Here is a 24,454-nt window from a genome sequence, read left to right on the forward strand (position 1 = left end):
CTAACTTAAACATGAAAAACACAAAATTTTTATCGCTAGCCATGCTATGCGCTTTATTTATCTACGCATCTTCTTGTAAAAAGAACAACACTTCAGAACAAACTGATAGCAAAGCCGAAATATCAGCAAGTACATTACAGCAAATAAAAAGTCTGGGATTTAGTGTCGAAAATGCACGTAAAGTGGATAACGGTTACCTTGTTGAAGGCGACATCGTTCTAACAGATGCCAACTTAAATGAAAAGTCTTCAAGTCCTAATTTAAACATTGCCGAAACCGAGCAGTACCGCACAACAAACGTGGTTAAATCACTACCACGTGTAATTACAATTTCTGTTACAAATTTACCACAGGTGTATAGTGATGCTGTTGATCTGATGATTTCAAGATACAACTCTTTAGGCCTGCGTATGACTTTTCAAAGAGCAAATACAGGTACTACAGGTAACATTGATGTATTTGGATTTAACGAAGGTCCAAGTGGAGGCTATATCACTTTAGGTTCATCTGGTTTTCCTACTTCGAGCGGCGAACCATTTAACCAGGTTAAAATGAATACGAATGTGAATGCCTATGGAACAAATCCTAATTTATTGTATGTTGCCTCTGTTTTACAACATGAAGTTGGACATTGTATAGGATTCCGTCATACCGACTATATGAACAGAGCGTATAGCTGTGGAGGAAGACGTTCTAACGAAGGAACAGCGGGAGTTGGCGCAATACAAATCCCAGGCACACCATCAAAAGCAGATGCAGAATCATTCATGCTGGCTTGCTCTAACGGTGGCGACCGTACATTTAATGCAAATGATGTAATTGCAATGAATTACCTTTATAAATAAACCAAATACAGATCAATAAAAAATAAAATATATAGATCAGATAAAAAAGAGGGAGCTGAAAAGCCTTCCTCTTTTTTTTGTACCTAAAAAGACTGGAAGTATCTATTTTTTTATGTTTTTAACAAAATCGTCTTTTAAAAAGCCGCAAACACAGCACAAACAACAACGAACAATATAATTCAGAAAAAAAATCGCCATTTTTCAATCAGTAACATGAGGCTCACTTCATCTTTACGTCATCGTGTTAAATTTAATCCTTAATTCTGAACCTATCAGTTGAAAATCCTTAACATTATTTTCAATTAACCTTATAATTCTTAATAATTTCTTAATTCTAATTGACAAAATCCCTAATCGGGTTAAGGCATCTTTGTGAGAAATTCACAGAGCAAGAACAATCGTTTGTTTCTGTGAATGATCCCAACAATCATAACCAATCATTCATGAAACAAAACTACAAAAAGACCTACTTGTCTTTTATTAGCAGATGGCAATGTCTTGTTGCAATGCTGCTTTTCTTTTCATTAAACACCCATGCTCAGGGCAGTAAAACAATAACGGGTAAAGTTATTGATGAAACCAACCAGCCATTACCAGGTGTAACAGTTAAAATAAAAGGCAGCAATTTAGGAACATCAACTGATACAAATGGCGTTTATACCATTCAGGCAAAACCGTCTGATATACTTACATTTTCGCTACTTGGAAGTTTAACGAAAGAAATTCCGGTTAATAACCAGGTTAAAATAAATATAACACTTGTTTCGGATAATCAAAACCTGAAAGATGTTGTGGTTATTGGTTATGGTACCGCTAACAAAAAAGATTTAACAGGTGCGGTAACTTCTGTAAAGTCAGAAGAATTTAATCAAGGCGTTTTGGTTAACCCTGCACAACTTTTACAAGGTAAAGTTGCGGGTTTAAATGTTACTAAAAGTGGCGATCCGAATGCTAAACCATCTACTATTTTACGTGGTCCATCTACTTTGCGTGAAGGTGCTGCGCAAGAACCATTTTACATTATCGATGGTGTTCCTGGAGCTTCAATTGATTTATTGGCTCCGGCTGATATAGAAAATATCGATATTTTAAAAGATGCATCTTCAACCGCAATTTATGGTTCAAGAGCTGCAAACGGTGTAATTATTGTCACCACAAAACGTTCTAAAAGCGGCCAATCCCGCCTAAATTATAGCGGTTATGCTGCAGTAGAGAAAGTTTCTAAAAAATATGATATGCTTTCAGCCCCAGAGTTAAGGCAATATCTTGCAGATAATAAGCAAACTTTAAACGCTGTAGATGATGATGGTTCGGATACAAACTGGCAATCACTTTTAGAAAGAACAGGTTATTCTCAGAATCACAATGTTTCTTATGGTGGCGCTGGTCAGACATCAGATTATGGCGCAAGTGTAAATTACCTCGATAATAAAGGAATTCTTAAAAATACATCGCTAAAGAGAACAATTGTTCGTGCCTTCCTTAACGAAAAGTTTTTTAATGACAGGCTTAAACTTGGCTTAACCATAACAAATAGTAATTCGAAAAGTTCTGATATATACCAGTCGCAAGCGCTACCCAATATGCTTTTCTATTTGCCAACAGTAAATCCTTTTAATACTGATGGCAGCTATAAAGAGAACTACAACCGCACGGGGAGCGGAACAAGAAATCCGTTATCCATTGTTGATAATAACATCATCAATAACCTGAACAACAAAACGTTGATTAATGGTATGGCCCAGGTAAATATCATAGATGGATTAAAGTTTACAGCAAGTGTTTCTTCTCAGAGAGATCAGAATAATTATAGCACTTATTTAAACAGCCAATCGGGATTAGCCAGGGGTGTAAACGGGCAAGCGCAAAAAATCGATGTGCTGAACAAAAATCAGATTTTAGAAGGTTATTTTAACTACGATAAAACTTTTGGCAAACATAGTTTAAAATTGCTTGGTGGTTATTCATGGCAAGAAGATAGAACCAATGATGGTTTTGGCGTAACTACACAAAATTTTTCAAATGATAATTTAGGTTCTAACAACCTGTTTTTATCTAACCCAACTTTACTCTCCCAAATCACTTTTAACGATGCGCCTATATCTACTTTAAGGTTAATTTCATATTACGGCAGGGTTCAGTACAACTATAATGAAAAATATTTATTCCAGGCATCTTTAAGGGACGACGGCTCTTCTGCATTCGGAAAAAACAATCGCTGGGGTTTATTCCCAGCTGTTTCTGCTGGCTGGAGAATAATTAGTGAAGATTTTATGCAATCTGTTCCGGTTATTAGCGACTTAAAACTTCGTGCTGGTTATGGCGTATCTGGTAACAGTTTAGGTTTCAATGCCTTCTCTTCGTTATTGATTTATGGAACACTTCCGGGAAGTAATAAATTTTTAAATAATGGTTCTATCAGCAATGCAATTGGCCCGGTTAGAAATCCTAATCCAGATTTAAAATGGGAAAGTACAGCAACAACCAATATTGGATTGGATTTTGGTTTATTTAAAGATAGGATTACCGGTTCGTTAGATTTTTACGTGAAGAAAACTTCAGATTTGATTTACGACCGTTACGAAGTTTCTACAACACAGTTTTTCTTACCAACCATTACAGCCAATGTTGGTAAAATGAAAAATACAGGAGTAGAGTTCTCTTTAAATGCAATTGCAGTTAAAACAGACAATTTCAAATGGACAACCTCTCCAAATATTGCACACAACAAAAACGTAGTAGAAACTTTATCTGATGATTTCTATAAAATCGCAGCCATCCAAACTGCCCAACTCGGAGGCAAAGGCCAGTCAGGTAATTTCAGTCAGCTGATTCAGCCAGGTTATGCATTGGGCACATTCAATTTATGGAACTATGCCGGTAAAAATGCGGCTGGCGTAAGTACCTATATTAATGCAGCCGGACAAACCATTGCTACACAACCCTTAACCACTGATGCTAAAATAGCAGGCGATGCCCAACCAAAATTAATTTACGGCTGGGCAAATACCTTCAACTATAAAAACTGGGATTTGAATTTCCTTGTTCGTGGGGTTTTGGGCAATAAGATTCTGAATGCTACAAAGGCATCTTTAAACAATCCTGCCGATGCAAAACTTCAAAACATTCCAAGGTTTACCCTGGGCGAATCTTTCAATGATATTAATGCTTATCTGATTTCAGACCGTTTTCTTGAAAGTGGTTCGTACCTGCGCCTGGATAACGCCACCCTTGGCTATACGGTAAAACCTAAAACACCGGCTATTAAAGCCATTAGGTTATATGTTACGGCAAATAATCTTTTTGTAATAACCAAATACAGCGGTTTAGACCCCGAAATCAACATTGGTGGATTAACGCCAGGAATTGATAACAATAACTATTACCCAAAAACAAGAACCTTCAGTTTCGGTGCAAGTGCATCATTCTAAAAAAAATAAAGATGAAAAAGATTATAATCCTATTTAATTTCCTTGCTTGCCTGATGGTTTTAGAATCATGCAGTAAGCTCGATGTTGATGTAGAATCGCAATACGTTAAAGACAATTTTCCTTTTACCAATTCAGATTACGCGGCACTTTTCGGCACCATGTATTCTAACCTTTCTTCTCAATATGGTGTTCCTTATTGGAGAATGCAAGAGCTTTCTACAGATGCCGCAATTATTCCGGCACGCGATGGAAATTTTGATGATGGAGGTCAATACCGTCAGCTCCACTACCATACCTGGACCATTGATCATCCAAATGTGAGAGATATCTGGCAGTGGGGATTTGGCGGTATCAATAACTGCAACCGCTTAATTAACCTAACCAATGAGTCTTCAATCTCAGCAACACAGAAAAGTAGCAGTATAGCCGAAGTAAAAGCAATGAGGGCCTTATACTATTATTTTATGATGGATTTATACGGTAATGTACCAATTATTGATACTTTCCCAGTGAGTACGCTCCCAGGAAACCAAAGCAGAGATAAAGTATTTGAATTTATTGAGAAAGAACTTTTATCCGTTATTCCGCAATTACCAATAAAGGATAATAACAACCGCGTATTGGTTTATGGCCGACCAACCCAGGCAATGGCTTATGCTTTATTAGAAAAAATGTACCTTAATGCTGAGGTATATACAGGCAAACCGAGATATGCAGATGCCGTAATTATGGCCGATAATATTCTGAAAAATACCAACTACGCTTTGGATAACAAGTATTCTGATATTTTTGATGTAAACAATGGGCCTCAAATTAACGAAACCATATTCGCTATTCCTTACGATCAGCAAATTCCGGGTAACCAGATTACAAGATTTGGTTTTTACCCTGCATTAGCAGCAGCTTATGGCATTAACGTAGGTTTCAGTATTGCCATGAGCACTACACCCGAATATTATAATCGTTTTAATTTAAACAATGATATCCGTAACAGTTTCTGGTTAATAGGCAAACAATATGCACCAGATGCCAACCGTAAGCCTGATTTAACTAAACCCGTTTTTGTTGCAGGAACCACTACACAAATCGAAATTACGCCAGATTTAATTCTGAAACCAGGCAAACCAATGGATTTAGGCAATACCGTTGCAGACCAAGCTAAAGGTGTTCGATCGGTAAAATACTGGCCAGATGTAAACGCAATTCAGGCCACACGTTTAAATGGTAACGATATGCCCGTATTGCGTTTAGCTGATGTGATGCTCATGAAAGCAGAAGCCATATTAAGAGGAGCAACTGCTACCACTGTTAATGGCGAGTTGCAAACGCCACTGGTACTTTTAAATAAAATAAGAAGCCGTGCAGGTGCCGAATTGGCAAGCACTGTAACATTAACGGTTTTATTAGATGAAAGAGCCCGCGAATTTAGCTGGGAAGCATGGAGAAGAAATGACTTAATCCGTTTCGGGCAATTTGAAACCGAATATCCGTTACCTAACGATGTACTTTTCATGAATAAGGATATAACCAGAAGAATTTATCCTATTCCGGCAAACGAGTTAAAGCTTAATACAAACCTGAAACAAAACCCAGGGTATTAATAATCAAAAAAGGTGTATGAGAATCATCAGTTACGTAAGCCTATTGCTGGTATTGCCAGCAATAGCGTTTATTACCGTTAAGGAAGATCCAACCATCAATCAGATTCAGGTTATTGGTTCGCACAATAGTTATAAGCAAGCCATCGATCCGGCATTATTTGCCATGTTTAAAAAAACGGACTCAGTAGCTGCCAGTAAGATCGATTATGAGCACATTTCTATACCAGAACAATTAAATATGGGCTTAAGAAATTTGGAGATTGATGTTTATGCTGATTCTGCTGGTGGCCGTTATGCGCATCCAAAAGGTTTAGATTGGGCAAAGGATCAGCCTGCCTTTGATGCCTCTGAAGAAATGAAAAAGCCCGGTTTTAAGGTTTTACACATCCCCGAACTCGATTTTAGAAGTTCTGTACCAACTTTTGTAGCGGCTTTAAAAGTGTTGCGTACCTGGTCAGAAACACATGCAGATCATACCCCGGTTTTTATTACACTAGAGGCTAAAGATGATTCGATAAAAAAACCTGGTTTTACATCACCAGAATTATTTACGCCAAAGGTTTTTGATGAACTGGATAAAGTGATTTTAGAGAATTTAGGTAAAGAACATATCATTCTTCCTGATGAAGTAAGAGGTAAATACAGTTCGCTTGAAGACGCTGTACTTCATCAGAATTGGCCAAAATTGAGCCAGGCGAAAGGCAAGTTTATTTTTGTACTGGATGCAACCGGAAAAAAAAGAGCAACTTATATTCAAAATCATCCATCACTAAAAGCCCGTGTAATGTTTACGAATTCAGACCCAGGTACACCCGAGGCTGCTTTTATGATTAGAAATAATCCGAAAGACAAACAGATTCCGGAAATGGTAAAAAAAGGTTACATCATTAGAACACGAGCCGATAACGATACGCAACAGGCTCGTAAAAATGATACAAGTGATTTCGATGCAGCATGTAACTCTGGTGCACAGGTTATCACAACAGACTATTACCTAAAAAGCACACATTTTAAGTCCAGTTACGCTGTTAGCTTTGCTAAGGGCGAATACTTTAGAGCTAACCCCCTATTTAAAGTTAGATAAAGAACAACCTGTTTGATAACTGGATTTCGAGAATTTATCCGGTAAGGGCTAATAAACTTAGCGCCTGTTTAAATTTTTATAACCAATATAAATGGCCTCTTGTTGTCAACACTGAGGAGTAATTTATTGGATGAAAATCAATATGAGTGACTGATAAATTTTAAGTATGTAATATTCCTCGAGAGATCGTCATTCCCAACTTGATTGGGAATCTTAATGCAAGCGTTCTAAGATTCCCGCATGCGCGAGAATGACAACCGCTCTAGTGGATTCTGTCAATGGTCACGTAGTCCAAGTGCATTTATTAATACGTTAATGATCTTCGACTACGCTCTCCACAGGAGTCCTTTGGACAGACTGATGTACGAAATAATTTTATTTAGTTTTTAAACGGGCCCTTAAAAGTATATTGATTTAATCTAGATTTTCGATTTTCCTAATAGCCAAACCAAAGACAATACATCGGTTAATCTATGGTTCCACTTTTCCTGGCTTTAATTTCGGGGATTTCCTTGCCATCAAGTTCCATCAATGTGGCTTCTATCATCTGGCACATTTCATTCAATGCAAGGTCATTAGATTCTGTACCAAAAGGCTGCTCAATCTCATCTGCAATGGCTTCAAAAGCGACAAAAGTATAGGCAATAAAAACAACAATAAATGGGGTTAGCCATTGGAGGCTATCTACAAGCCCAAAGGGAAGAAGAAAGCAGTAGAGGTATACTGTCCGGTGTAATAACACACGGTAACTGTAAGGTATTGGTGTTGATATGATCCGCTCACAGCCTCCGACAATTTCGGCCAGCTTGTCTAGATTTTCATCAAACCGCATCTGCTGAATTGAATCTATGCTTTCTTTGCTGCGTGCATGAGCAATCCAATCCCCCATCAGTTTAATAATTATGGTCGGTTTATAACGTGTAGCATGAATAAAGCTGAATTGGGTATCGCTGAGCCTTTTTTTAAGGTCATTTTCTGCATTTGTACCCCTTAGCTGATGTTTTAACGCATAGGTACATGATATCAAAAGATTGATGAAGCCTGTGGATTCAGATTTTTCAGATGAAGTGCGGGGAAGCGTTATGACTTGTCTGGCGAGTGAGCGGGTACAATTTAAAAGGGAGCCCCAAAGCTTTCGGGCTTCCCAGAACCTGTCATAACTCACATTATTTCGAAAGCCAAGGAACAATGCAAGTACAAAACCAAACAAGGTTAACGGTGTTGGATTTAAAGGCACTTTAAAGGAAAGGATTTTACCATGAAAGAACACCACCCCTATAGACAGTACAAAAAGTAAGATAAGCCGTGGCAATAGCCTGGGAAGAACCGAGCCATGCCACACAAAAAGCATTTTGAACCAATTTTCTTTTTTCCTGATTATCATATTATTTTGAGCTATTTATCATTTTGACAAAGGTAATTTTCATAGTCAAAGATACGATAAGGCACCATGCTTTAGGATTACTATTGCATCAGCCGATAATTTTCTTCTACTTTTTTTACCCGGTCATAAATAGTGGGTTCGTGCTTTTTAATTTTAATCTTTACGTATTTAGAAGCTGGCATATTACTTTCTTCTACCACATTGTTCACAGAAACCAAAACATTGGTTTCGGGGAAATAGGTTACCGTATTACGTTCAGGAATCTCATAAGGTACGATGATGAACAGCGGGGCAATCCGTTCAACGCCGTCGTCGAAATTAAACAAGTCTACTTTGTCTCCGGCTTTCATCCCCAGTTTTTCGATATCCTTCCTATTCATGAAGATCACACGCCGCTCATTTTTAATGCCGCGATAACGGTCATCCAGTCCATATATGGTCGTATTGAATTGATCATGTGTCCTGGTGGTTGCCATCATATACTCATCATGCTCGAGATTGTTATTGGGAATTTTTGTAAGGGTGAAGGGTGCACGGTCGCCGAATTCTTTGGTCATAAACTTTCCATCTCTTGCAGCGTTTGGCAAGTAAAACCCACCTTTTTGCCTAACTTTTTCATTGTAGTTTTCAAAGCCTGGAATGCATTTCTCTATCGCGTCGCGAACCGCGTCATAACTATCATGGTAGAGTTGCCAGTTAACAACCGATTTTTCTCCCAGTGTTGCCATTGCCATTCGGCAGGCTATCTGCGTTTCATTAATCAAGTTTTTGGATACCGCATCCAGCATCCCCTTTGAAGCCTGTACAACCCCCATAGAGTTTTCAGTAGAAATGATCTGTACCTCGCCATTTACAATATCTTTATCACTTCGGCCGTAAGTTGGCAGTATTAATGCTTCATTTCCGTGAATAAGATGGCTTCGATTGAGCTTGGTAGACACGCAAACCAGCAGATCCAGTTTTCGTACAGCATTGGCGGTATAGGTAGTATCAGGAGTTGCAGACAAAAAATTCCCGCCCATGCAAAACATAAATTTGAGCTTTCCCTCGTGCATGGCCTTGATTGCCCGGACCACATCGTAGCCATGCTCACGTGGCATTTTAAAGCCATAGTAATTTTCAAGGCGGTCGAGCTGTTCAGCTGTAGGCTTTTCATCTATAAGCATGGTTCTGTTACCCTGAACATTACTGTGCCCACGTACCGGACATACGCCGGCCCCGGGCTTTCCAATGCTTCCTTTAAGCAATAGAATATTAAGAATTTCACGGATCATTGCAACACCATTGGGCTGTTGTGTAAGTCCCATTCCCCAACAGAAAATGATTCTTTTTTTAAAGGCAATCATCTCCGCAGCCCTTAGGATATCTTCTTTGGAAACGCCACATAGCCCGGATAAATGATCAAGATTATAATCCTCATGTTCAAACTGCTTCAAAAATGCTTCGTATCCGGTTGTTTTATCTTTGATAAATTCCTGGTCAAAAACCTGTCCCGGAAATTTCTTTTCGAAATCGATCAGCAGAATTTCCAAGGCCTTAAGCAAGGCCATATCACCGTTGATTTTTACAGGGAGATATAAATCTGCCAGCTTAACCCCGCCCCCAATCATTCCCTTTATAGACTGTGGATCCTGAAAACCAAGCAATCCGGCCTCCGGCAGAGGATTAATGGCTATGATCATGGCTCCGTTTTTTTTCCCCTTAGCCAGGGCACTCATCATCCGAGGTGCATTTGTACCTGGATTATGGCCGATATCAATAATTACATCGGTTTCATAAAAGTCCTCTAGCGTAACGGTTCCCTTGCCAATGCCAATAGTTGGCCGCAGTGCAGAACCGGAAGTTTCATGGCACATATTCGAACAGTCGGGCATATTGTTGGTACCAAATTCCTTGGCAAAGAGCTGATACACAAATGATGCCTCATTGCTGGTTCTGCCCGAGGTGTAAAATGCGGCCTGGTGGGGCGACTCGAGTGCATTGAGGTGCGCTCCTATTTTCTTGAAGGCATTCTCCCAACTAATTGGTTCGTAATGCGTTCCGCCTTTGGGCATATACATTGGCTCGGTAAGTCTCCCGAACTTACCAATCTGGTAATCATCCAGCTTGGCCAGGTCAAAAACAGAATGCTTTTTAAAAAAATCAGCTGTCACTCTTTTCGTTGTTGCTTCTTCTGCAAGGGCCTTTGCACCGTTTTCACAGTATTCGCCAACAGGAGAGCGTTCATCATCAGGATCTGGCCATGCACAGCTCGGACAATCGAATCCCTTAAACTGGTTCATGTTCAAAAGTGCGTGGTTTCCCCTGAAAAATGTCTTCTCCTCTATCAAATCTCCCATGGCGGCCATTACCGCGTGCATTCCTGCTGCCGATTTCTCTACAGGTGTCAGTTTCAGATCAAGCAGCTTATATGGATTTTCTGCAGAAGGTGCCTTTTTATCTTGTTCCATAGCTTAACAGTTTATATTGGGATTGGGAAAATTATCACTCTGATCTTCTTCCACATTATCCAAACAGGTAAAATCTTTTTCAATGAGCAGGCTTACCGGACCAGATACATCGCTAAAACCGACCTTATCTGTATTGACCAGCTCCTCGATCATTTTTTCGGGCATATTCAGAACGATCCGGTTTTCCGAAAAATCGGCGGTAAGCTGTCCCTCGCTTGTTGTCATAATCGCATATTCCAGCGCCTGGCTAGCAAAGTGGGTACGTTCGGAAAGAAATCCAACCATTCCCAATGCGGCTACTTCAGACTTGGTTAAACGATATCTGAGCGAATTGCCCTTTATTCTAATTTTCATGTGATGTAGGTATTAAAATTCTGTCGTTACTGGTATAAATGTTAAAACGGTCTTCCTTTAAAAAACCTAAAAGGGTAATGCCAAATTCAGTAGCAAGTTCTACGGCAAGACTGGATGGGGCACCGATAGCGGCTACAATTGCAATTCCAGCCATGGCTGCTTTCTGAATCAGCTCAAAACTTGCCCGCCCACTCAACAATAAGATGTACTTGTTAAGGGGAAGCAGATCGCTGGCAAGTGCTGCACCAATGAGCTTATCCAAAGCATTGTGGCGGCCTACATCCTCCCTAAGCATCAGCATTTCTCCTTCAATCGTAAAAAGACCCGATGCATGGATTCCCCAGTAGCAGAGAAATTTCGCTGTGCCGACCTCAGCTTGCGTGGGAGCTGGTAGAGGATTTCAGGAGAGAGGCTGAGTTCCTGCTCACTGGCCAGACCTGAATAAATGCTTGACGTCCTGATAGACTGTATTGACCCCTTGCCGCAGACTCCGCAGCTCGATGTGGTGTAAAAATTACGGTCAGACTGCGAGAGATTAGGCGTAAATCGATCACTGAATTCAACACAAACAATGTTTTCCTTATCAAATTCACATGCCATTGCCAGGTGGGCAATAACAGTTACCTCCTCTTTGGAGGATACAATACCTTCGGTGAATAAAAAACCCAATGCCAGCTCCAGATCATTCCCGGGTGTCCGCATGGTTACAGAAATATTCTTTTTTACCCGAGCGTCTGCAGGCCCATATATTATCCGGATTTCCAGCGGTTCCTCTACAGAAAGAATGTCTAGTGCAGGGGAAGCGATAAATCCCGATACTCTTTTAACGGGCAAGTGTTTAATCGAAACCGATGGAATATCCCTCATAAAATCGTTCTAGTCAAAAATGAAATATAAAGATACTGATTGAGCAGAAAATTAGGTGCGCTAATATGTTTATTTTTTGCCGCTGTTACACAAAACCCCTAACAGGTATATCTTATTTCTCGATCAATAGTACCGTTTAAGTGGAATACGCTCCAGTTTAAACGGTACTATTTTCATTGTTTTACTTTACATCCTCAAAAGAAACGTCTGTCACATCATCCGGTCCGTCATTTGCAGGTTGGTTTACATTTTCTGCTCCCTGTGAAGGCTGATCGGTTTTGTACATCTCCTCACTGGCACTGTTCCATGCTTTGGTCAGATCTGCAAGGGAGGTATCGATAGCCGCAATATCCTGTTTTTCGTGTGCATATTTCAGGGCAGAAAGCGCACCCTCAATAGCCTGTCTGTTATCTGTAGAAAGTTTCTCTCCAAAGGTTTTCAATTGTTTCTCAGATTGGAAAATCTGGCTGTCCGCCAGGTTCAGTTTATCCACCCGCTCCCGGGCCTCCTTGTCAGAAACCTCATTGGCCTTAGCACTTTCCCTCATTTTTTCAACCTCTTCCTTACTCAGTCCGCTACCGGCCTCAATCCGTATTTTTTGTTCCTTATTGGTCCCTTTGTCTTTTGCAGTTACATTAAGTATCCCGTTGGAGTCGATATCGAATACAACCTCGATCTGAGGGATTCCCCTTGGCGCAGGTGGAAGTCCATCAAGGTTAAAGATGCCCAGGCTTTTATTATCCTTTGCCATGGTTCTATCTCCTTGCAATACATGTACCTGAACCCCTGGCTGGTTATCAGATGCAGTAGAGAACACTTCTGATTTTTTTGCCGGTATGGTTGTATTGGCCGGGATTAAGGTTGTCATTACACCACCCATTGTCTCTATCCCCAATGAGAGCGGCGTCACATCCAGTAGCACCACATCCTTTACGTCGCCAGATAACACCGCACCCTGGATTGCAGCCCCCAATGCAACCACCTCGTCAGGATTTACACCTTTACTAGGTTGCCTGCCAAAAAACTGCGCTACTATTTCCTGCACTTTTGGAATACGGGTACTTCCACCTACAAGGATAACCTCCTCAATATCTGCCGGTTTCAATTTAGCATCTTTAAGGGCCGCCTCGCAAGGTTTCAGGCAGCGCGAAAATAAACTGTCGGCTAATTTTTCAAATTTTGCACGGCTCAGTTTTTTTACCAGGTGTTTAGGAATTCCATCCACTGCAGTTACATAGGGTAGGTTAATTTCCGTTTCAGTAGCCGTTGAAAGTTCAACCTTGGCTTTCTCAGCTGCCTCCTTTAAACGCTGAAGTGCCATGGGATCCTTACGCAGATCAATCCCCTCCTCTTTCTTGAATTCATCTGCCATCCAATCTATAATTACCTTGTCAAAATCATCACCCCCAAGATGGGTATCACCATTGGTTGATTTAACCTCAAAAACACCATCCCCAAGTTCAAGTACGGAAATATCAAATGTTCCTCCTCCAAGATCGAAAACAGCTACTTTCTGGTTCTTATCTGCCTTTTGCAGGCCATAGGCTAAAGCAGCCGCAGTTGGCTCATTTACTATCCTTTTTACGTTAAGCCCTGCAATTTCACCTGCTTCCTTGGTTGCCTGCCTTTGGGCATCATTAAAATATGCCGGCACGGTAATTACAGCATCTGTTACCTCCTGCCCGAGATAATCTTCTGCGTTTTTCTTCATCTTTTGCAGGATGATGGCGGAGATCTCCTGTGGCGTGTACAACTTCCCCTCAATATCAACCCGGATAGTATCATTGTCGCCCCGAACAACTTTATAGCTACAATGTTTTATTTCTTCTGTTACTTCATCAAAACGACGACCCATAAAACGTTTGATAGACATAATCGTATTTTGCGGATTGGTAATAGCCTGCCTTTTCGCAGGATCGCCAACCTTACGTTCTCCATTTTTTAAAAAAGCCACAATCGAAGGAGTGGTTCTTTTTCCTTCATCGTTAGCGATCACTACCGGATCATTTCCTTCCATAACTGCCACGCAGCTATTGGTGGTTCCCAAGTCGATACCTATAATTTTGCCCATAATGTTAGATATAGTTTTAGTTAAAAATTTAATTATTTCAGATTAATACTTTCTTTAGCCAAAAACCCTGTCTATCGAAATCACCTGTCGTAAAATGGATGGTGATTATACGCCACAATAGAAATCCCAATTCCTAACCCCTCTCGGTGCTGGGGCATGTTCTGCATTTCTCACAACTATCAAATTTCATAACATCAGCCAATACAATATTAGATAATAAAAAAACGGCATCTTTCGATATCACTATAGAATAGCATGAAAATAGTAGCGTAAATTATCGATCCGAGAACTGCAAAAAACATCCAGACCGCTCGACCTGCAAAAATGATTTTGCAGGTCGTGGCACAGCCAGGCAAGATTTTGGATAGCAGAAAAATAAATATTAAACCTGTGTATTTTAGGCTACAGCCTGGATGAAAAGTGGTTTATTTAGGCTATTTTAAATATTAAAGTATAAAAGAAGAAACCCTAAAAACTATAAATATAGTATTTAGTGAAAATAATGTCGAATAATATGCATTTGCAGAAAATGTGAGCTGTATCACATTTACATAAACTAAATTTGGCTTATGCCTTTTAAAAACGATACCTGTGAACGTAAAAAAAATCTACTTATAAAAAAGCTACAGAAGTCTGAAATTTATTTGCATTATAGGAAGCAAAGAAATCATTGAATTCTTGTTTCGAAGTTTAAAAAAACAACAGTAATTTTTCCCATGAGCACCAACTTACTCCATTATTTTAGATCGTGTTATTGATATAATTATCGATATACCAGGCATTTTACAGGCAAGTTTTACCGTAATGGGAATTGATTTGGATAGCGTATATTTAAGATAAAAAAAAATCAGACAAAAGATAAAATTGAAAATTATAAACCCATAAGCGTGAATCAACCACAAAACGTAACAGACTATCCTAATAACAACACCATTTTTATGGTTTGGAAATTCAAAGATGGCGCAGCCATCAGGCCCGCCTTCGAGCAACTATGTGCCCTGGTAGAAAACATAAATCGCTCTTATGCAATCCGAATTGTAAAGGGACGGACAAGTTGTGTGCTGGGTGTAGGGTATGATGCCTGGAAAAAACTTAGACTACCCTCTCCCCTCCCAAAAGAGCTGGTAGAATTCGAACCCATTGTTGGAGAACGACATACCGCAGTGTCTACCCCGGGTGATCTACACCTACATTTACGGGCAATGGATATGGGCATATGTTTCGATATGGCCAGCGACATTACGGCGGTGCTAGAATCCGTAGCTGAATGCAGCCTGGAAATACATGGTTTCAGGTACTGGGACGGCCGCTCTATACTCGGCTTTGTAGATGGCACAGAAAACCCTATTGGAGATGAAAGGCAACTTTTTGCCCTTGTGGGAGATGAAGACCCGGTTTACAAAGGTGGGAGTTACTTATTTGTACAAAAGTACCTGCATGAGATGAAAAACTGGACAGCATTGTCTACCGAGGACCAGGAAAAGGTAATTGGCCGTTATAAAATGAGCGACATCGAAATGACCGATGAGGTAAAACCAAGCAATTCGCACAGTGCACTCGCCGGGATTGAAGATGCCGCAGGGAACGACCTTAAAATCATCAGAGATAACATGCCTTTTGGGCATCCGGCAAAAGGAGAAGTTGGTACCTATTTCATTGCCTATGCCAATACATTCAGTACTGTAAAAGAAATGCTCACCAGAATGTTTATTGGAAGCCCTCCGGGAAATTCTGACCGAATACTTGACTTTAGTACCGCTAAAACCGGCACACTTTATTTTGTACCAACCATTACTATGCTTCAGAATTATTCGGCAACTTCACAATAATTCAATCAAAGAAAAACGGTCACGTCTATTAAATCAAGATTCAAATTTAAGACAGCTTATTAAAGATAACCCAGCCAAATGGATTACATTGATTATTACAAAGTTCTTGGTGTTGGTAAAAATGCAACACCCGATGAGATCAAGAAGGCATATCGCAAGTTAGCCCGCCAGCATCATCCCGATCTGAACCCTAATGATCCCGCTGCAGGAAAACTTTTCCAGCAGATCAACGAGGCTAACGAAGTGCTCAGTGACCCGGAAAAAAGAAAAAAATATGATCAGTACGGAAAAGACTGGAAAAATGCAGAACAGTTTGAAGAGGCGCGCAGGCAACAGCAACAACAGTCTGCTTACAGCGGAAGTAACCCTTTTGGAGGTCAGGGCGGATATTATTCAAGCGATGATGATGGAGACTTTTCTGATTTTTTTGCTTCGATGTTCGGAAACCAGGGCAGATCAAGGGGAGGCAGACAGCCCCATTTTAAGGGGCAGGACCTTCGCGCCACGCTCCAGTTAAATCTATCAGAAGCTTATACAACCCATAAACAAACCTTTACCGTAAACGGGAAAAATATTAGGATTACCATTCCTGCGGGCGTAGAAAACGGCCAGGAAATCAAAATTAACGGGTATGGTGCCGATGGCGCTAACGGAGGGCCAAAAGGCGATCTCTATATCACAGTTGAAATTAAAAACAATACCGCTTTCATACGCAAGGGCAATGATTTGTATTTAACCGTCTTGTTGGATCTTTACAAAGCAATACTGGGAGGAGAAGAAATGATTCAAACAATGAGCGGAAAAGTTAAATTGAATATTACCCCAGAAACACAGAACGGAAAAAAAGTACGTTTAAAGGGCAAGGGATTTCCTGTTTACAAAAAAGAAGGGGCCTTTGGAGATCTTTACATCACCTTTGATGTGCAAATCCCCAAAAACCTCACCGAACGTGAAAAGGAGTTATTCGGACAACTTGCAAAAGAATCCAAAAAATAATAAAGCCGATGGAAAATTTAACGAAGATTTCAGTAGAACAGTGCTGTATCTACTATAAAATTGAATTGTCTTTTATACAAAAACTAGATCAACATGGATTAATAAGCCTTATTACATCGGGCGAAGGGGCTTTTATTACCTATGAGCAGCTGAACGACCTGGAGAAATACATTCACTTTCATTATGATCTGGAAATCAACATGGAAGGTATCGAAACGGTAGTGCACCTTTTAGAGAGGATCAAAAAGCTCCAGCAAGAAGTAAAAATCCTTCGAAATTATGGCCAAGAAGAACAATTCACAAACTTTGACACCGCGACCTAAAATAAATCAACATTACACAAGCTACATTATTAATTGTTAAATGTCTAAAACAAAGAGCTACATTGGGCATCCCGGCAGTGATCCAGGTTCCGAAAACAAAGCTTTCGTAGAATATAAGTACTTTGATAACGCCAGTATGCTCACCGCGGCTCTAGAAGGCGATTACTTTGCCCTGATACTATTTGAAAGCGGAACGGGAGAGCAAAACATCGCTTCTCAAAAACAAGTTATCAAGCCCCAGCAGATCTGCATATACCCGCCCGGAGAAATTCCGCAATGGAGGTTCCAGAATGAACCAAAGGGTCAAATCCTGCTGATAAAGCGGCCATTGATTGAGACCTTTCCCACAATCTTACAATTTTCATTTTTGGGACGTAATGCGCACTCGATCCTGGATCTGGATACGGAAATGTACGAAAAAGTCTGCGCAGAATTTTCGGCCATTAATAAGGAACTGTCCGCATCTACCGTTTTCAGTAAGCTGGTTAATGCAAGATGCCGTTTAGTCGGTCTGATGATCACCCTATGGGTAGAGCATACCTTTGGCGATCATTCGCCACAACGGTCCAAGTCCATTGCTTATAAATTCCAGGCAATGGTTGACAAGCATTTTAAAACCCAGAAATCGGTATCATTCTATGCAAACCACCTTTGCATCACATCCAATTACCTGGGAGTATTATGCAAAAAGCAGTATAAGATGTCTGCATTAGATTTTATTCAGGAACGTGTTTTACTGGAGGCAAAGAAATTGCTTCACAGTTCTGACCGATCCATCAAGGAAATTGCTTTTGATTTGGGTTTTAAGAGTCAGACCTATTTCTGTTATTTTTTCAAAGTCAAAACAAGTTTAACACCGAGAGAATACAAGATAATTTTAGGGAAATCGTAAGAAATCAAACACATCACATTCAATTTATTGACTTTAAATATATCAACCTAAAAAACAAGCAAACTAAGATCAAAAAGTGAATTAACAAACAGTCCGAAAATGAGGAGAGGCAAAATTAAAAGTATATGTTTAACAAATCGTTCTGGAATCATCATTGATGAAAACAGACAAACAATCGGCTTCAGCCGGTTAAATGATTTAGATTTGGAGTTAAATGAAACTGTGTTTTTTGAGATAGAAATGAAGGAAAATGGGCTTGAAGCGGTAAACATAAAAAAGATGCAAATACTCGCCATAGCTAAAAACTATAGTGCTGCTGAGATTCTGTTGTTGCATTAATATTTCAGTTACCTGCAATTGTAACATGTATTTATTACTTTTTTTTGAGGAGAAGTTCCTTAAATAATCTACACCATGCCTGCTACTGCCAATGATCCTGCCTACTTTACTCGAGAATGCGCCATTTACGCCTTTTGAATACCTTGCCATAATTTTTTTATTGAAAAATGTTTGTTCAAAAAAGGATTTCTGTTTACACCCCTATGTTTAAATCCATGCTCAAACCTAGCAGTTTAGCAGCATTGGCACCTCATTTTGAGCTAAAATGAGCTAAATTGAGCTAATTAAGACCATTATTGAGCTGAAATGAACCGTCACAGTTGTGGGGCTGCAATGCAAAGACCGGGCGCTTATGGCAACTCGATATCATTGGGGTAAACCATTCGGCACGAAAAATAATTTAACCACAGATAGAAAGGGTGCACACAGCTACAAAAATCTGTGTTTATCTGTGCGCATCTGTGGTTAAACGCTGAGCTTAATGACATGGAGTGGCGCCCTGCTTAAGGGCAGCATAACCCTAAGCAGTGGCCCCATTCTGCAAAAACAAACGTTGGCTTTACCTTTTAGGTAAGCAAAAGGTAAAGCAGAGGTAACCCTGGGGTAACCCTGGGGTAAGCCTGGGGTTAACCTGGTAGCAAGAAAGGGTAAACAAAGGGTAAACAACAGGTAAAGGAAGGGTAAACAAATACATTTAATATTAAATACAAAATAGCAATTCCAACGCTATGTATCGGCTTTCTTTTGAAAGTAAGTATTGCAAAAGCTCAATAAAACACAACCCAAATTCTGTAACTGATAAGTTTAAAGAACTGAAAATGAGTTTATATTAGTTTTTTCATAAAAAATTGCGAGAAACATTTTCCTAATTTCAATTCAAATTTGTAACATTGCACTCGCAAAAAAGGAATGCCTTTTTTCCGGGCCTATAGCTCAGCTGGTTAGAGTAGAAGACTCATAATCTTTTGGTCCCTGGTTCGAGCCCAGGTGGGCCCACTGCTTTAAACCCCTTTAAGGATAACTTGGAGGGGTTTTTTGTTGCCTGATCTTTTTTAATGCTTCTTTTTATAGAACCCTACTATAGGCAGGATTTTCAAAAGGTGGTAACACAAACATATGACCACTTTTTTGCGTTCCAAAAGCTCGATGTTTGATTAAAATGTTCTATTTTTTTTTACATTTTAGGAATTCACTTTTTAATGAATTAATTTGAGTTACAATTAACAAATTATTAACTTAAATCGTTTAAAAAATGAAAAAAATGAACCTACTCAGCAAAGCTGAAATGAAAAGAGTATTAGGAGGTAACACTCCTGTTGGCGGTGGCGATGATTGCCCAGCTGCAGAATGTACGAAAGATTCTGATTGCGCAAGTTCGCAATATGGAAAAACCTGCAAAATTACAAATTGCTTGTCAACTGATAAGCCTGCAAACTATTGCTATACACCATCAGTTTAATCGATTTTCCAGTGCCATTCATTTGAATGGCACTTAGATGATTATTTTATGTACTGGGGATGAATAGCTTAGAAGACTCATCATCTTTTGGTCCCTGGTTCGAGTCCAGGTGGGCCCACTGCTTTAAATCCCTTTAAGGATAACTTAGAGGGGTTTTTTGTTGCCTGATCTTTCTTAAAAGCACTTACCCACTTGGATGGTTATATGTGAGTATTATTCCAGACGAATTACCTTTTAAAGCGACAGCAAACACCACCTTTGGATCAACATAAGTACCACTAACACCACCCATTGATATATTGACAATCCCAAACACATGGTTACTTCGGTTAAGGAGTATCACTGTCTCGTCCTGTTATAACTTGCCATTTTTCTGTTCTTAGTGACAAGCCATAGCACGACGAGACAATTTTGGCATATCATATCTTTTCGTGCAACTGTGGAGGTATGAGCTTGTACATTACCGGGGTAACGATCCTTGATAATATGGTAGAGCTGATCAGCCCCCAATCAGCACAATGGCAAGTGGCGCTATCTGTGGATTGGGATTCATAGCAATCGGGATCAGACCACAAATGGCCGTAATAGAAGTAAGTACAACAGGCAGGAACCTGGTTTCACCGGCAATATGGATTGCCTCGTCTATGCTTTTTCCCTCTTCCCGCAATTGGTTGGTAAAATCAACTAATAACAGTGAATTCTTTACCTGTATGCCTGATAAACCAATGAAACCGATGATAGATACCAGCGACATCGGATTTCCTGTCATCAGCAGAAATATCACTCCACCCAAAACGCCCAAAGGAATAATTGACAAAACGATAATAATCCCTTTAAATGTCTTAAACTGTAGCAGCAGTACAGCGATAAACAGGAAGGTACTTAGGATGATCACCGAAAGGAAATTTCCGCCCAGCGCATCACCTTCCGATTCAGCCTCTCCAGATAATTTATAATAATAGCCCTTGGGCATTTTCAATTTGTTGAGTTCGGGCACAATATCCTTGAGGATATCGTTTGCCAAAACATTATCCTTGGTAAGCGAGGTAACCTTTGCAAATCGCGATTTATTGAAATGGTTGATTGCAGTTGGAGAGGTTTCAAGCCCAATGGTTGCAATCTGATCGATCTGAATTGGTGCACCCTGGATATTGTTCACATAAAGGTTCTTCAATGCATTTAAATTTGAAAACTTATCACGTGGAATGGTGATCACCACATTCCTCGAATCACCCCTGTCATCAATGTAATCCCCAACAGTCAGTCCGGCAACAGCCAGCCTGATCACCTTGTCAATGTCGCTGGTCAGTACGCCCAATGTCCGGGCCTTTGCCTTATCGATCTTAATCTTTACGTCCGACTTATAGGCATTGAGTTCATTGTTGATGAAAAAAGTACCTGGGTGTTTACGTAGCAGCTCCTCCACTTTGAACGAGAGTGATCGCAGGGTATCCTGATTCTCTCCAAAAATCCTGACTACGATATTCGCCTCTATTGGAGTGCCTTGTTCAAAATCCTTCACCTCTATTTTTGCATATGGGAAATCAGTGAATCTGCTTCTAAGTGTTTTGATCAGCTCAGTTTTGTCATTTGGGCTTGTCTCTTCTTCCAATTGCACAAAAATCTGTGCAAAATCTGGTTTTATATCTTGCTGATGCACGTTGTAATAGATCTGTGGATTACCTTTTCCTACATTTGAGGTGTAGTAAACGATTTCCTTATGCTTTTTCAGTTCCATTTCCACCAGCTTTGCCGCTTTATCGCTTTCTGGGATATTTGCCTGTAGCGGCATTTTAATATTAATCAGAAACATTGGTTTTTCTGAGGTAGGGAAAAGCTTAAAACCTGCCAGTGGGAACAGTAAAAAAGCCAATACGCTCAATGCAATAGATATACTAATGGTTACCTTTGGCCACTTTAGCGCCAACGGCATAATGCCACGATACGACCAGGTCAAAAAGCCCTGCAATTTTTTTAAGAAATAATTTCCTTCCGCATGGCTATGGGTTTTCAGGATCTTGCTGCCGATAAAAGGCACGAGCGTAAGCGCCACAATCATAGAGGCCAATACACTGGTAATAATGGCCATAGGCAGACTTCGGATAAATTCTCCGGCCATATCCGGCAGAAAGGCCAATGGTAAAAATGCGATAACAAGTGTTGCGGTACAGCCTACAACAGCTACCCCAATCTGCTTGGTGCCCTTTAAAATGGCATCCTTTCTGGAATGGCCTTCCCTTAACCACCTTTCTATATTCTCTACAACAACGATACTATCATCAACCAATAGCCCCAATGCTACCACAAGCCCAACGATACTAAGCTGGTTGAGCGAGAAGCCTAAAAGGTTCATTGCAATAAGACCAAGGGCCAGGGAGAGTGGAATGGAAATCATTACGATCAGCGATGGTCTGAAGCCCAAAGGCAACAGGGTAACCACCACTAATAGTATGGCCAATCCAAAATCAAAGCCCAAGTGCCCTAGCCGCTTTGATACCATATCTGCCTGGTCAAAATTTTTAACCATTTTAATGTTCTGAGGCAAGGTTTGGGAAAATTGTTCCAATACTGGAGTATACTCTTTCTTAACCTGACTGATATCCACGTTGTTCTTCATCGAAGAGGTAACCAATATACAGCGCTGTCCGTTGATCCGGGTAATGTGGTTAATCGTGCCGTCCATATAGCTCACATGGGCCACATCCTTCAGGTATATTATTTTTCCATTGGCATTATAAATGATCGTATTCGCCACATCTTCAATATTTTTGAATTTGCCACTGGTCTTTACGTTAAAGACCTTACTGTCCATATTGATACTTCCTCCCGGAATGTCGGCTGCCTCGCTTTGTAGGCTACCTATAACCAGGTTCAATGGTATTTTTAGCTGGGCCAGTTTATCGAGTTGCATGTCGATGCGGATTTCCTGCTCTGGCATTCCAGTATACTTTACCTCTCTCAGATTGGTGATCTTTTCCAGCTGGGTTTTCAATTTGTCTGCATTGTCGCGCAATATTTTGGACGAAGCGGTGTTTGAGATCAGCGCAACCTGAATAATCTTTACGTCTGATGAGGCAATTTTTTCGGTCTTGATCTGATAAATGTCTTTTGGAAGCTCGCCGTTTTTCAGCGCATTGATTTCCGTTGATATTTCCTGATACTTGTTATCCACATCAACCCCATACTTGAACTTGATCTGTATCGCTGCTACACCATCTTCAACCGTGGTCAGGATCTTATCGATATTCTCCAGGCTATAGATCTTATTTTCTATGGGCTTTACCACTTGTTCTTCCATATCCTTCGGACTGGTGCCTGGGTAGATAACCGTTACCAGATATTGCGGAGGGTGGGTAGTCGGATCCTCTGAGCGGGGCATGGTAAAGAGCGTAAGCAATCCTACCACTGCCACAAGCACAAATATGATCAGGGTAAACTGGTAGTTCTTTACAGCAAAATTTGTAATTTTCATCTCGTGGTTTTTATTTGATAATTTTTACGGTTGACTGTTCGTTGAGGTAGGCACTGTTAGAAATAACTATGCGATCTATTCCTTCCAGTTTATCTTTTAGGTAAACATTTTTATTGTCAAACTTCAGGATGGTTACCGGCACTTTTCTAACGCTGTTTGTACCCTTAGGAGTAAAGATGTAACCTGTCTCTCCATCTGCCTCTACAAGGGCGCTAAAGGGAATTACGGTCCTGTTTTCAGAAGTATTGGTTTCGATTTCCGCCTTCCCGAACATGCCAATTGCAGGTTTCAGATTGCCCATCTGGAGTTTCAGTTCTACCTGAAAAGATCCTATAGCGGCATCAGCAGATTGAAGTTTACGCAGTACCGTTGCCTGGAATGGCTGTTCGGGATATCCATCAAGATAAACAACAGCCCGTTGCCCTGCACTGATTCCTGCCCACTCCAGGTCAGTTACCCCAACCTTTAACAGGTAGCTATCACTTTTTTGGGTTGAGCCCGTCATCAGCACCGGCATTCCGCCACCAATCACTTCGCCTACACTGGCAACCTTTTTGGTTACAAAACCATCAGAGGCCGCATAGATCCTGGCATAACGCTGATTGAAGGCAGTTGCCTCGCTTGTTTTTTTTGCAACATCCAATGCCGTTTTGGTATTCTGCAGTTGTTCCAGCGTAAAAACGCTGTCTTTGTAAAGATTAACTGCCCTGGCATAGTCACGAGCGGCCTTATCTACACCAAGATTCGCTTGGGCCAGACCAGCCGCAATCTCGGTGGTATTCAGGGTGGCCAGCAATTGCCCCTTTTTAAAAAATTGTCCCTCATCTACCAGGATGCTGCTGATTACCCCGCCAATTTTGAAGGAATAGTTCGCTTCATTTTCGGTACCTACCAGTCCAGTGACCTGAATGGAATTTGTTATCCCAAAAGAAGAAATGAGCGCAACCTTTACAGAGATGATATCTGGCTGGCCAAGGGGATTTGTATTTTTTGGTTTTTCTTTGCAAGCGAACAATAGTGATGTAAGCGCAATAAGTGTGAGTTGTGTCTTGTTCAT

Annotated in this window: 17 protein-coding genes, 1 tRNA gene and 1 pseudogene; 11 read left to right on the forward strand and 8 right to left on the reverse strand. The window is 40.4% G+C overall.

Translation table 11 applies throughout. The annotated features are described in order from the left end of the window. The first annotated feature begins 11 nt into the window (after positions 1 to 11). The 4 genes from H9N25_RS11640 (at position 12) to H9N25_RS11655 (ending at position 6,961) form a co-directional block, all read left to right on the forward strand. Complete coding sequence (locus tag H9N25_RS11640) at positions 12 to 845, forward strand: M57 family metalloprotease (RefSeq protein ID WP_190329001.1); 834 nt, start codon at positions 12 to 14, stop codon at positions 843 to 845. 443 nt (positions 846 to 1,288) lie between these two features. Continuing rightward, the gene (locus H9N25_RS11645) at positions 1,289 to 4,276 is read left to right on the forward strand and encodes a SusC/RagA family TonB-linked outer membrane protein (RefSeq protein WP_190329002.1); all 2,988 of its coding nucleotides are present in this window, start codon (positions 1,289 to 1,291) and stop codon (positions 4,274 to 4,276) included. Between the two features lie 11 nt (positions 4,277 to 4,287). Beyond that, positions 4,288 to 5,877, forward strand: a complete 1,590-nt coding sequence (locus H9N25_RS11650; RefSeq protein ID WP_167294937.1) for a RagB/SusD family nutrient uptake outer membrane protein — start codon at positions 4,288 to 4,290, stop codon at positions 5,875 to 5,877. Positions 5,878 to 5,893: 16 nt separating this feature from the next. Beyond that, on the forward strand, positions 5,894 to 6,961 hold the full coding sequence (locus H9N25_RS11655; protein ID WP_190329003.1) for a phosphatidylinositol-specific phospholipase C1-like protein: 1,068 nt from the start codon (positions 5,894 to 5,896) through the stop codon (positions 6,959 to 6,961). 466 nt (positions 6,962 to 7,427) lie between these two features. Here the strand turns inward: H9N25_RS11655 and H9N25_RS11660 are convergent, their stop codons facing one another. The 5 genes and pseudogenes from H9N25_RS11660 to dnaK form a co-directional block, all read right to left on the reverse strand. After that, positions 7,428 to 8,345 (reverse strand): bestrophin family protein, encoded by a 918-nt coding sequence (locus H9N25_RS11660; RefSeq protein ID WP_190329004.1) that lies wholly within the window; start codon positions 8,343 to 8,345, stop codon positions 7,428 to 7,430. 80 nt (positions 8,346 to 8,425) lie between these two features. Further along, a complete protein-coding gene (locus H9N25_RS11665; RefSeq protein ID WP_190329005.1) occupies positions 8,426 to 10,795 on the reverse strand; it encodes an FdhF/YdeP family oxidoreductase in 2,370 nt (789 codons plus the stop codon). A gap of 3 nt (positions 10,796 to 10,798) precedes the next feature. After that, positions 10,799 to 11,149: a DUF7009 family protein gene (locus H9N25_RS11670; protein ID WP_167294941.1), complete on the reverse strand. Its 351-nt coding sequence runs from the start codon at positions 11,147 to 11,149 to the stop codon at positions 10,799 to 10,801. Continuing rightward, positions 11,139 to 12,016: pseudogene (fdhD, locus tag H9N25_RS11675) on the reverse strand (formate dehydrogenase accessory sulfurtransferase FdhD). Before fdhD ends, H9N25_RS11670 begins: the two are co-directional and overlap by 11 nt. A 181-nt stretch (positions 12,017 to 12,197) precedes the next feature. After that, positions 12,198 to 14,087 carry a molecular chaperone DnaK gene (gene dnaK, locus H9N25_RS11680; protein ID WP_190329006.1) on the reverse strand — a complete coding sequence of 630 codons (1,890 nt, stop codon included), beginning with the start codon at positions 14,085 to 14,087 and terminating at the stop codon, positions 12,198 to 12,200. A gap of 887 nt (positions 14,088 to 14,974) precedes the next feature. On the opposite strand from dnaK, the gene H9N25_RS11685 reads away from it, so the two are divergent. From H9N25_RS11685 to H9N25_RS11715, 7 genes are all read left to right on the forward strand, one after another. Further along, complete coding sequence (locus H9N25_RS11685; protein ID WP_211189416.1) at positions 14,975 to 15,916, forward strand: Dyp-type peroxidase; 942 nt, start codon at positions 14,975 to 14,977, stop codon at positions 15,914 to 15,916. A gap of 78 nt (positions 15,917 to 15,994) precedes the next feature. Further along, positions 15,995 to 16,912, forward strand: a complete 918-nt coding sequence (locus tag H9N25_RS11690; protein ID WP_190329007.1) for a DnaJ C-terminal domain-containing protein — start codon at positions 15,995 to 15,997, stop codon at positions 16,910 to 16,912. 8 nt (positions 16,913 to 16,920) lie between these two features. After that, positions 16,921 to 17,235 carry a chaperone modulator CbpM gene (locus tag H9N25_RS11695; protein WP_190329008.1) on the forward strand — a complete coding sequence of 105 codons (315 nt, stop codon included), beginning with the start codon at positions 16,921 to 16,923 and terminating at the stop codon, positions 17,233 to 17,235. Positions 17,236 to 17,275: 40 nt separating this feature from the next. Continuing rightward, positions 17,276 to 18,127, forward strand: a complete 852-nt coding sequence (locus H9N25_RS11700; protein ID WP_190329009.1) for a helix-turn-helix domain-containing protein — start codon at positions 17,276 to 17,278, stop codon at positions 18,125 to 18,127. A gap of 99 nt (positions 18,128 to 18,226) precedes the next feature. Beyond that, positions 18,227 to 18,466, forward strand: a complete 240-nt coding sequence (locus H9N25_RS11705; protein WP_190329010.1) for a hypothetical protein — start codon at positions 18,227 to 18,229, stop codon at positions 18,464 to 18,466. 922 nt (positions 18,467 to 19,388) lie between these two features. Continuing rightward, a tRNA-Ile gene (locus tag H9N25_RS11710) sits at positions 19,389 to 19,462 on the forward strand. Positions 19,463 to 19,727: 265 nt separating this feature from the next. Further along, entirely contained in the window at positions 19,728 to 19,925 is a 198-nt protein-coding gene (locus tag H9N25_RS11715; RefSeq protein WP_223833724.1) for a hypothetical protein, read from the forward strand. A gap of 184 nt (positions 19,926 to 20,109) precedes the next feature. Here the strand turns inward: H9N25_RS11715 and H9N25_RS11720 are convergent, their stop codons facing one another. The 3 genes from H9N25_RS11720 to H9N25_RS11730 all read right to left on the reverse strand — a co-directional run bounded on the left by H9N25_RS11720 (position 20,110) and on the right by H9N25_RS11730 (position 24,454). Beyond that, the gene (locus H9N25_RS11720; RefSeq protein WP_190329012.1) at positions 20,110 to 20,268 is read right to left on the reverse strand and encodes a JAB domain-containing protein; all 159 of its coding nucleotides are present in this window, start codon (positions 20,266 to 20,268) and stop codon (positions 20,110 to 20,112) included. Between the two features lie 156 nt (positions 20,269 to 20,424). Beyond that, positions 20,425 to 23,397, reverse strand: coding sequence for an efflux RND transporter permease subunit (locus tag H9N25_RS11725; protein WP_223833725.1), 2,973 nt, complete (start codon positions 23,395 to 23,397; stop codon positions 20,425 to 20,427). 10 nt (positions 23,398 to 23,407) lie between these two features. Beyond that, positions 23,408 to 24,454, reverse strand: a complete 1,047-nt coding sequence (locus H9N25_RS11730; protein WP_190329013.1) for an efflux RND transporter periplasmic adaptor subunit — start codon at positions 24,452 to 24,454, stop codon at positions 23,408 to 23,410.

Origin of the sequence: Pedobacter riviphilus, assembly GCF_014692875.1 — a bacterium.
GTDB classification, from domain to species: domain Bacteria; phylum Bacteroidota; class Bacteroidia; order Sphingobacteriales; family Sphingobacteriaceae; genus Pedobacter; species Pedobacter riviphilus.